This is a genomic window from Haliea atlantica, assembly GCF_054779855.1.
In genome coordinates this window covers 18,368-28,187 of record NZ_BAAGXL010000046.1, presented here as the reverse complement: position 1 = coordinate 28,187, position 9,820 = coordinate 18,368, and the positions used below count along the sequence as shown (strand labels likewise).

Here is a 9,820-nt window from a genome sequence, read left to right as displayed (position 1 = left end):
TCTACCTGATTGCCAGCCCTGCGGGCTCGATCCTGAAATCCACATGAAATGACGAAGAACCTTTTATTTTGAGGGGGCGGCCCTTCATGTCTGTACGGCCGGAAGGCTTGGCCGCACTGTGGGAAGCAGTAAACCAGTGGATACTGCCCGGAGCTGGCTAAAAGACGCAATGGATTCAGCTTGCATTTGTTGCTTTTCATAAGACTGTGATGTTCACTATTCGTTTCATACTGGCAACATCGTTCGGGAGCAAGACATGGACAATTACCACGTGACCAAAGACGGCGAAAAGTGGAAGCTGACGAAGGAAGGCGCAAAGCGGGCTTCCAAAGTCGCTGATACCAAGAAAGAGATCATCAGTGAAACCAGTGAGTATATGAAGAAAGTCGGCGGGTCGGTCAAAATCCATAAGGAAGACGGGAAAATTCAGGAAGAACGCACCTATCCCAGGAGCAAAGACCCCCGAAGAACGCCGGGTTAAGTGCCAGCAAGGTCAGGCGCGCTTGCCTTTCTGCGCTATAGCCCCGTAGATGCTATCCCGCCCGGGGCTTTTCCGGTATTTATCCTTCATTCCTGCCAGTTTGCAGCGCAGTCTGGATTTCGCATCCTGATAGGCGGGGCTTCTTTGGCTGGGGAACGCTCCCCGTGAAATCTCCGACAGGATCGCTGCGCCCTTTGGCTCCTTCCGGCCCGGGTACTATTCGTCAGTCAGGTGGTAGCGTCAGTATCCGGTGTTCACGACAATCCTTGACGCCCGCCCCGCTGATTTTTTTCTTCCCGACTTAGCTGTCTGATCCACTGCCGTTATGCCCGCCCGTAGATGGCTGAAATTGGTCATTCAGTGTCTTTGTCTCCTTTTTTCCGTTTCCTTAAGTCTTAGCGCGATCCTGGCCATGCGCGCCGGGGGATCAACGGCCTGCCCGCGCCAGCCACCGCCTGTTCGGCGGAGGCCCGTGTTGTCCGTTTCCCTTCGGTGATCCCCCGGCTTGTACGCCCGGCCTTTTCGTCTCGCGTCTTAAGGAAACGAAAAGGAGACAAGACAATGAAACTACTGACCAAAACTATCCACGAGCAGCTTCTGCGCAATGGCCGTCTTCAGGTCGCGCTGGCAGAAGAGGGGAAAGCCTTCGCGGATTTCTATCCCGTCGTCAAGATCTTCACCCCGGATGCGAACTGCACCTGGCTGCTGACCGAGCTGGATCCCTTCGATACCGACATCGCCTTCGGGCTTTGTGATCTGGGCATGGGCTTCCCGGAAATGGGCTGTGTCCGCATCTCGGAGATCGAGTCGGTACGCGGCGCTCTCGGGCTTCCTGCCGAGCGGGATCGGCACTTCGCTCCACAGAAAACGCTCTCGGCCTACGCCGAGGACGCCCGCGCCGCCGGTCACATCAAAGCCTGATGTGATCGGTAAACAGACATGGATGTCACTTACAATACAAGGAGAAGAATAATGCCCTTAACAAAATGTGATTGCTGCGGAAGCGAATATTACTGGTCGTGGGAAGAAGCCTTCCAAAAGTATGGCTTTATGGATGGCGCCAGCGAAAACGAACTCTGGCAGGTGGAAGAGGCTCTCGTTGAAGCGGGTTACGATGTCCAAACCGAAGAATGGGGAGGGCACAACAGCGTCATTGTTTCGATTAAGAAGGACGGCAAAGAGCTGATACCCCATGACGATCCCAAAGTGCAGTTCGGATATGACGATCCAAGCACATACCTGCCGGACGAGGTCGTTAAACTACTGAAAAGGGAGCTGGCCTGAATGGCCAGCTCCCGGCCGGCCGGGGCTCAAGGCCCTGGCGGCCTTGCGCCGATGACCCGGCGGATGTTTTGCAGGGTTGCCTGCGCGTCCCGCTTATCGCGTTCCAGCTTTTTGCCGGTGGTCACCTCCAGGAGCGCGAGTTCCAGCAATACCTGCTTGTAGAGCAGGCGTAGTTCGTCATCGCTGCGGGCTGCCAGTTCGAATATCGTGCGAAGTGTCATCGTAACCTCCATTTTTGCGGCAGGCCGCGACCGCCGCGGCCTTTCATGGAGGCCGTCTCAAGGCTCATGGATATTGGCGCCAATGCACCCGTCACCCGCAGGGAAGGGCCGAAACGATCAAGTGCAGGAGGGCTTGCCCCTTGCAGCCCAATCGCCATGCAGCCATAAACGGTCTTGAAAGGGCGCACGGCGGTCATCCGGGTTGTCGTTTGGAGGTTATGAGCAGGACTTCGGGCGCTATGCGTGATTTTCGAAAGCCACCAGATCAGATGGCGACAGGATAGCGCCTACAGGCTGGCCCCCAGGGCATATCATCGCCGCACGGGCGTCCTGACGCTCCTGCGCTCCGGGTGATGAGCCGATTCCGGTGGGATGGGACGAGAGCCGCGCAGATCTCCGCTGGTACAAGGCCGCCGGGCAGCAATGGCGCACGGCGCGGGGCCTCCTGGTGTCCCGGTTGCCATGAGAATGAGCCGGTGCGCAGCGATATCGGGGTGGTCTCAGGCGGCACGGTGCCTGCCGGGCCGGTCAGGTGGCGGGATCGATCTGCCCGAAGCCGGCGCATCCATTCCGGGGATCATTCGATTCCGCATTCGTCATCGGTGCGGGCCAAGGCGCAAACCGGCGATCCTTCCTTGCGAGCCTGGCCGCCAAGGCCTGATCTACGCTTCATCCATGACGATCCAGCCCTGATCCAATGCCCCACTCACGGATATCTGCCCGGTCAGCCCGTTATGGCGGTGAGCAGGGGGCGACGGCAGGCACTCCATTATCCAGCTTTTCCCGGATAGAGACCGGCGCGGTGCTTGTTACGGCGGGAGCATCATTGCGGCTTGTGTTTAACCCTGCGTTTATGCCGGCGTCTTCTTCCTTTTCGGTTCCGTGCGAGAGATGCGGGGCGTTATAGCCGGTGGCGAGGCCCGGTCAAGGGCCCGTGTCCTCGGCTGCGCCTGCGGGCCGCGCCGCCCCCCCTTGACCGTGCCTCTCATTTCCACCGGCAAGTCCTCCCCGGGTTGCACTCTCGCAATAAACCGAAAAGGAGACTTGTCATGTCAAACGCAAACACAAGCCGCAAAGATGTCTATACCCGCATCACGGATCGCATTATTGCCGATCTCGAAACAGGCGTGAAAAGCTGGACAAAACCCTGGAGCGCCGAAAACGCCGCCGGCAATATCCAGCTCCCCAAACGCCATAACGGCCAGCCCTATCAGGGCATCAACATCCTCTCCCTGTGGGGCAGCGCGGTGGATCAGGGCTTCTCAGCGCCGACCTGGATGACCTTTCGCCAGGCCAAAGAACTGGGCGGCCATGTACTCAAAGGCCAGAAAGGCTCGCTGGTAGTTTACGCCAATAAGCTGACCCGCACCGAAGAAGACGACGAAGGCGAGGAAGTCGAATTCGAGATCCCCTACATGAAAGGCTACACCGTCTTTAATGTCGAGCAGATCGAAGGGCTTCCCGCCGAATACTATGACCGGCCCGCACCGGCAGGCCCGGCGGTAGAGCGGATCGACCATGCCGATAAGTTCTTCGCCGCGACCGGGGCGCTCATTCAAAACGGCGGCAACCAGGCTTACTACGCCGTCGGCCCCGACTACGTGCAGCTGCCCTATATCGAGGCCTTCAAAGATGCGGAAAGCTACTATGCGACACTCGCCCATGAAATCACCCACTGGACGCGGCACCCGGATCGGCTGGATCGGAGCTTCGGGCGCAAGCGGTGGGGCGATGAAGGCTACGCCCAGGAAGAGCTGGTCGCCGAGCTGGGAGCCGCGTTTATCTGCGCCGATCTCGGCCTGACGCTGGAAGACCGCGAAGATCACAGCGCCTATATCGCTTCCTGGCTCAAAGTCCTAAAAAACGACAAGCGCGCCATCTTCCGCGCCGCCGCCTACGCCCAGAAGGCGGTGAATTACCTGCACGGCCTCCAGTACCGGGCCGCAAAAAACGGAGAAGCCGCTTGATGCGGCTTCCTCAATCTCCCTTAGCTTGCGTTAACCAAGTCAAACCAATTTCCATATGCTTTTTCATCTAGAAAAGTGGATAAAGAAGGCGAGTCATCATTTACGAACACAGCGGACATAATTAGTTTGATCCTTGTCGTCCTGAAATGGATTACCATCTTGCATATAAACCCGCATCGCTGTATAAAAACCAGAACTAGCCTCTCTAGATGACCAGTAGTAGTCGAAGGCGAAGCCTCCGATGTCAAATCTATTATTATGGAGTACTCTCAGCTCTTCTGATGCGGGCAAGTACCAATCATTATGTCCATAATCCGTCAACTCGGAGCATAAAACAAACGCATTTGGTGTAAAGCCATCGCCTGGGTTCGCGTTCCCATCTCCCGCCATGACATGAGCATATACATCAGCGGTATTAGATTCTCCGGTTATTGAAGAAGTTGAATCAGTGTAAAAAGCATTAGCTCCCCAATAAGCTGCAGAGCTTTGATCTGAAGGTGTTGTATACATGGGAACATCGCCATCTGGGCTAATCCCAGCATATATTGAACCATCATCACAGGCGTCACCTGGCGCTATTGCTCCTGACTTACAAGAAGAGTCAAATGTTCCTGTCGTAACCTTCCAGTATTTTTCGCTCGTTCCTACTGTAATTTTGGCGGTATGGGATACTTCAAATGAAGCGTTGCTAGTTAAGCGCAGTTGCAGATACTCATTATCATCTATGGAGCCGCTGCTGCTAGCCCACGGATGATTAACCGCTGAGCAAAAACTGTCAGCACAAATTCTGTATTCCGGATTACCATCACCGGAAATAGAAACCGGAACACCATTATCTATTCCGTCAATTCTCTCAATATTCGATTCGATTAACGTCGAAGTGGAAACGAGCGACTGATCAGTAAAGCTAAAGTTATTAGGAGTCCAATCAGGTGGCGTTCCAATTTGATAAGTCATATTATCCTCAACATCAATGATGCAGACGTCATCGACGCTGACGCTATACACACAGGCTGCCCATTCCGCTGCTTCACCCATTGTCCCCGGGCGGTCGCCACAGCCTGCCAACGCGATATTGTTGTCCGGTGAGTAGTTGAAATAATTAGTCCAAGAGAAACCACTTACATCCGCCTTGTTATAACTAACGGCGGTTAAGGAACTAGGCGTACTGGGGCCTGAAATCACCCATGAAGCGGGGTTACTGTTTCCTTCATAAGATGAGAGTACAAGTTTTGAGTTATTGTCGTTGATCTCCAAGGTGATATTGTCAACACCATATTCGTGTGTTGCATAGACACCGATATCTGGATCAGGACATAGACTACGCGAGGTAACTTCCCAGTCCGCAGAATAATCACCAACATTAACTGTAAAGGTTTTACTGCCAGTCGTAGCCGTTCTCACACGAAGTTGCAGATATTCATTACTTGTAATGCTCTGGCCGGCACTATGCCAGCCGGGGTTTGCGGAGCAGGTCGCATCAGAACATATACGATATTCCTTATCATCATACGCGCCGCCGGAGACTATGGCAGCATCAATGCCTGTTATCTGCACGATATTCGACTCTTGATATCTGTAATCTGGCGTCACACCAGCCACGTTGGTGAAGCTAAATGGATCGGGGGTCATATCGAACAACGTACCGCTCCCGTAAGAATCAATCTCGCAGATATAATCGTTGCTGTCGCGACAAGAATCATCGTTCCACTCCGGCCCGCCGGATACTAACTTAAGGCAATCTTCATTTCCTGAATTGCCAGGCTCGTTGAGATCCCAATTTGTGTAGAGAGTATTTTGCGCACTACCATCTGCATCTCCTAGCCAAAACTGGGCATTATCGTTTTCGCCGCCATACCAAACCCAATCACCTTCTGAAAGCACATCGCTGCCTCCAATCCAGGCCCCGGATCCGAGATTGCTTACGACATAATCGTTCTCAGTCTGATCAACAAATGTGACCAAATGCGCTCCATCAGCTGCACAGGCATTCATCGCGCTCATCCAGTCTGTTCCATTATTCACGCGGTAATAACAATGGCCAGTTGTGCTATTGGCAACTCTGGAATCGCCCAATCCGGCACAAGGATTCGTCGATGTCACGTCCCACTGATCGCTTCCGCTTCCCACCAATGCTGTGGCGCTGTTTGTGACAGTGGGAGAGGCGTTACTGGTGAGTCGTAGTTGCAGGTATTGCCCATTGCCGATGCTGCCTGCGCTACTCCTCCAGGTCTGGTCAATACTGGAACAGGTGCCATCATTGCAAACCCGGTATTCCGGGCTGCCGTCACCGCTGATGGATACAGATGCATCAGGATCTATATCGCTGATCTGTACGATATTCGATATGATTAGAGTCGATAAGGCAGCATCGGTCTGGTCGGTGAAACTGAATGCTGCCGGCGTGAAATCGCCGGTAGTGACGTTCCACTGCCCACTGGCAATTCCGACATATACTACAGCGCTGTTTGTTGCTGTTTCAGCAGCGCTGCTGGTCAGGCGCAGCTGCAAGTATTGGCCATCGTCTATACTGCCGGCACTGCTACTCCATGTATGATCTACGCTGGAGCAGGAGGCATCATTGCAGACCCGGTATTCCGGGCTGCCGTCGCCGGTTAAGGACACCGTGGTTGTATTATCTATGCTCGTGATATGTACGATATTCGAATTCGTGAGCGTTGAGGTAGAGACGCCGGTCTGGTCGGTGAAGGCAAACGCGGCGGGCGTGAGGTCTTCAGGCTGCTTTCCGATCGCCACCCAATTGGCGTTGTCGCAGTATTGCATGACCCGGTTCGAGCTGTTGTAAACCAGGGCACCCGGGAGTCCTGTGGGATTCGAACAACCGGTGCCCGGCGCTCCGTAGCCCCCGACCTTGCCGAACGCTTTCCAGACACCCTTGGCGCATCCCTGTACGACCCGGTGGTCTTTGTTGTAAATGAGCTTGCTTTCCGCACGGGATGGGTTTGTGCAATCCGACGAGGTTGCAGCCTGGGTACTCTTGCGAATGCAGCGTACAGCGAGGCTGCTGGACTTACCGTAGCTGGTGGGCTGGGTGCCATCGCTGAATCTCTGGTTCCGCGCATTGTTGATAGCGCTCTCCGAGGAAGACCAGTAGTACCCGGTGGGAAACGAACCCGTTTCGTCAAATGTGCCGTTCAGATCGCCTGTGTTCTTGTTGGTGTGGAGAATGTTCAGCTCATCCTGCGCCGGCAGATACCAGTCATTATAGCCATGCGCCGACAGACCGGCGCAATGTTCCGCCGCCGCAAACGGGTAATCCGGCTCGCCCGTGGAACCGACCAGAAAGGCGGTGTTGGCCTCGCCGGTCTGACAGCTTGCCGCCGTGCCAGGTGAGGCATCGGTACAATTTGTCATCGACATGTCGGTGTAATTGGTTGTGCCGTCATTCCAAGTGTAAGTCAAAGGTGCATCCGCTGCCGTGGTGTACATTCTTATGCCGCCGTCGGGGGAAAGGCCGGCATAGATCGAACCGTCCTCGCAAGTATCCCCGATATTCGGGCAACCAGTCGGGACATTTGATATTGGCCCGTTCATCGCGATCCAGTTTGTGCCGTCGCAATACATAAACTGGCCGGTATCACTTTTATATAGCGGGTTTCCACCTTCGGTGCCCGGAGGATTGGTGCAATCGGCCAAGGCGGGTAGGCCTGCCGCAGCGACGAACGCGACGGTAAGTGCCAGAAGTTTGATATATCGGTATAACTTCAGTATCTTACTTCCCCCTCATTGGTATTGGATCGGGATGCCCGGTTATGCGTTGGGCGGGCGGGAAGTCGATATATACACGTTTCATCGATCCGCAGGTGTCGGGCCCCGTGTTAGGTTTGACAACGTCTTTGTCGGTTTCCGTGTCACGGCATGTAAAGGTTTCTGGTTCGATCTCTTGCAGGTGTGGCTGATCTTGAATCTGCTTGCCTGAGTCGTCGAGGACAGGGCCTTGGTCGCCGCCCCATCCTGCATAAAGGATTCCCGTCGCCGTTAAAACTAAGAGCCCGGTAATAATCGGCGCTATGTATTTATTGTTCCCGTTCTTCATTTATCTATGAATAATCCGTTCCTCTCTAATTGTAAATCGCTGGGATTTTTAAAAGGTTAATGAGTGCTGGTAAAAGTATCGATTGCTTCAGGCGCGGACGCCCGCACCGCTCCGACCTGATGTCTCCATGCGATGAACATCGGCGTTCTGCGCAAGGCAGAAGGCTCGGAGTCAGCTCACTAAGACCGGGACAGGCCGGCGATTGACTGCGAAGTCGCCGAAGAAAGCCAGTCTGGAGGCTGAATCCGGAGTTATGCTCTTGTTCTACGGCAGTGTCTCCTGCGAAAAGGCCGGGGCCGTTGCCATTCCGCGCTCAAATCTCCTCTTCGGGTGGGTGAACGGGCGAACTTTTACATCCCTTTTGTAACCGGCTGGCTGTCCGGTGCAAGGCAGACCTTGCAGGCACGCCTGAAGCTCCCGTGTCCTCGGCTGCGCCTGCGGGCCGCTCCATTCGCTGGCGAGCCCTTGCGCCGTCCAGCCGGTCGCCGGTCTCTGCGGGGATGTGTTCGCACATTAACCCAAACCGAAAGGAGATAGATATGAACACAGCAACTGAAAATACACCGGCACTGATCGCCTATCACGTCACCGAAAGCGGTAAAAAGGCCTATTGGTCACGGATCGGAGCGGCCTGGCCGAACCGCAAGGGCGGCTTCCAGATCAAACTGGATACGCTGCCGGTCAACGGCGAGCTGGTTCTGCTTCCGCCCAGAGAGCGGCAGGATACCGATTCTGAACACTACATGGACGCAGAGCCAGACACGATGGTTTGATGCTACCAATTCCCGGCGGCGGCGCAGAGCGCGCCGCCGCTTTTACTTATTCTTCCGCCATTGAGTCCGTATCCGCGCACAAGCTGTCGCCAAAGCTGCGCTTGCGGCGATTCCTGAGCTTCGCATCACAGCCGCAATGTCCTACGGCGCAATAGTCCTGGCCTTCCTTACGATAGACGCCGCCACGGCAGGATTTGACGCCGCACTGGCAGTAAATCAGATTACCTGCGGTATTGCACCAGGGGCAATCCAGACCCCGGTAATCAAGCTGGCTGAGGTCATAGACCTTGACTTTGGGGTTGCCGGCAATTTCGGTTTTCCAGCCCTGAATTATCGCGCTGTTGTCTTTGATGATTTCATAGACGCTGAATCGCTTGTTACCGACCTTGCGAGCCCAGACGACAAGATACAGATTACCTGTCTGGGCGCATGCCGCATGTTCGATGAACAGCTCATGGCCGCTCAGGGGCCTGATCACTCGATTATCGCTCATTTGCTTATCTCCCTCGTGGTTGATGCTGGATGGATAAAAAGGGGCATACGATTGCATGAATCACCGGCACGCCCTTTGAGAGGTGATCAGCTCGTAGGCAATGTTGACTGCCTGTGCGGCTTCGACACTGCCGCCCATGTCCGGATGTGCAGCCCTGATCGCCCGGCGATAGGCCCGCTTGATCTCGGCCGCGTCAGCGGTGGCGCTGACGCCGAGCAGCGCGCGTGCCGCCACGAAGATATCGTTCTCCGTGCTGGTGACTTCCTCGTGATCCTGGCCTTTGGTCTCTTCTTCCCTTGAATGTTTGTCCGTTGAGTCTTTCATCCGAGCAGCCGGTATGGAGCGGTGGATACGAACCAATCTGGTCAGCCAGCCCAGCAGGGCTATGAGAGACCTCATAAGCACGGAGGCCCCTCTGACTGCCCACCGGGCAAGAAATATGATCAGTTCCGGCCCGTAATCCCGGATCAGTTCGTAGATTCCTCTCGCGAGGAATACCGACATAACGTAGGCCAGATAGATTAGGAGCAGCTCAGCCATACGG

Annotated in this window: 9 protein-coding genes; 5 read left to right on the top strand and 4 right to left on the bottom strand. The window is 55.0% G+C overall.

Annotated elements, in window-relative coordinates:
• Window positions 1–256 precede the first annotated feature (256 nt).
• The 3 genes from ACYVGS_RS18125 (at window position 257) to ACYVGS_RS18115 (ending at window position 1,765) form a co-directional block, all read left to right on the top strand.
• Window positions 257–481, top strand: a complete 225-nt coding sequence (locus tag ACYVGS_RS18125; protein ID WP_460590099.1) for a DUF2188 domain-containing protein — start codon at window positions 257–259, stop codon at window positions 479–481.
• A 561-nt stretch (window positions 482–1,042) separates the two neighbouring features.
• Window positions 1,043–1,402 (top strand): DUF2958 domain-containing protein, encoded by a 360-nt coding sequence (locus ACYVGS_RS18120; protein WP_460590098.1) that lies wholly within the window; start codon window positions 1,043–1,045, stop codon window positions 1,400–1,402.
• Between the two features lie 51 nt (window positions 1,403–1,453).
• Complete coding sequence (locus ACYVGS_RS18115; RefSeq protein ID WP_460590097.1) at window positions 1,454–1,765, top strand: hypothetical protein; 312 nt, start codon at window positions 1,454–1,456, stop codon at window positions 1,763–1,765.
• Between the two features lie 26 nt (window positions 1,766–1,791).
• Here the strand turns inward: ACYVGS_RS18115 and ACYVGS_RS18110 are convergent, their stop codons facing one another.
• Entirely contained in the window at window positions 1,792–1,986 is a 195-nt protein-coding gene (locus ACYVGS_RS18110; RefSeq protein ID WP_460590096.1) for a hypothetical protein, read from the bottom strand.
• A 1,049-nt stretch (window positions 1,987–3,035) separates the two neighbouring features.
• Here ACYVGS_RS18110 and ACYVGS_RS18105 point away from each other — a divergent pair.
• Window positions 3,036–3,953: an ArdC family protein gene (locus tag ACYVGS_RS18105; RefSeq protein ID WP_460590095.1), complete on the top strand. Its 918-nt coding sequence runs from the start codon at window positions 3,036–3,038 to the stop codon at window positions 3,951–3,953.
• 96 nt (window positions 3,954–4,049) lie between these two features.
• Here ACYVGS_RS18105 and ACYVGS_RS18100 read toward each other — a convergent pair whose 3' ends face one another.
• Window positions 4,050–7,403, bottom strand: a complete 3,354-nt coding sequence (locus ACYVGS_RS18100; protein ID WP_460590094.1) for an Lcl domain-containing protein — start codon at window positions 7,401–7,403, stop codon at window positions 4,050–4,052.
• A 1,146-nt stretch (window positions 7,404–8,549) separates the two neighbouring features.
• Here ACYVGS_RS18100 and ACYVGS_RS18095 point away from each other — a divergent pair.
• The gene (locus ACYVGS_RS18095; RefSeq protein ID WP_460590093.1) at window positions 8,550–8,783 is read left to right on the top strand and encodes a hypothetical protein; all 234 of its coding nucleotides are present in this window, start codon (window positions 8,550–8,552) and stop codon (window positions 8,781–8,783) included.
• Between the two features lie 46 nt (window positions 8,784–8,829).
• Here the strand turns inward: ACYVGS_RS18095 and ACYVGS_RS18090 are convergent, their stop codons facing one another.
• Both ACYVGS_RS18090 and ACYVGS_RS18085 read right to left on the bottom strand, forming a co-directional pair.
• Complete coding sequence (locus tag ACYVGS_RS18090) at window positions 8,830–9,276, bottom strand: hypothetical protein (RefSeq protein WP_460590092.1); 447 nt, start codon at window positions 9,274–9,276, stop codon at window positions 8,830–8,832.
• Between the two features lie 60 nt (window positions 9,277–9,336).
• Window positions 9,337–9,816 carry a J domain-containing protein gene (locus tag ACYVGS_RS18085; RefSeq protein ID WP_460590091.1) on the bottom strand — a complete coding sequence of 160 codons (480 nt, stop codon included), beginning with the start codon at window positions 9,814–9,816 and terminating at the stop codon, window positions 9,337–9,339.
• Between the last annotated feature and the right edge of the window lie 4 nt (window positions 9,817–9,820).

What these genes read in the sequence shown, in the direction of transcription:
- ACYVGS_RS18085 (WP_460590091.1), bottom strand. Translation starts at nt 9,816, where the DNA reads ATGGCTGAGCTGCTCCTAATCTATCTGGCCTACGTTATGTCGGTATTC.
- ACYVGS_RS18115 (WP_460590097.1), top strand. Translation starts at nt 1,454, where the DNA reads ATGCCCTTAACAAAATGTGATTGCTGCGGAAGCGAATATTACTGGTCG.
- ACYVGS_RS18110 (WP_460590096.1), bottom strand. Translation starts at nt 1,986, where the DNA reads ATGACACTTCGCACGATATTCGAACTGGCAGCCCGCAGCGATGACGAA.
- ACYVGS_RS18120 (WP_460590098.1), top strand. Translation starts at nt 1,043, where the DNA reads ATGAAACTACTGACCAAAACTATCCACGAGCAGCTTCTGCGCAATGGC.
- ACYVGS_RS18100 (WP_460590094.1), bottom strand. Translation starts at nt 7,403, where the DNA reads ATGTACACCACGGCAGCGGATGCACCTTTGACTTACACTTGGAATGAC.
- ACYVGS_RS18105 (WP_460590095.1), top strand. Translation starts at nt 3,036, where the DNA reads ATGTCAAACGCAAACACAAGCCGCAAAGATGTCTATACCCGCATCACG.
- ACYVGS_RS18095 (WP_460590093.1), top strand. Translation starts at nt 8,550, where the DNA reads ATGAACACAGCAACTGAAAATACACCGGCACTGATCGCCTATCACGTC.
- ACYVGS_RS18125 (WP_460590099.1), top strand. Translation starts at nt 257, where the DNA reads ATGGACAATTACCACGTGACCAAAGACGGCGAAAAGTGGAAGCTGACG.
- ACYVGS_RS18090 (WP_460590092.1), bottom strand. Translation starts at nt 9,276, where the DNA reads ATGAGCGATAATCGAGTGATCAGGCCCCTGAGCGGCCATGAGCTGTTC.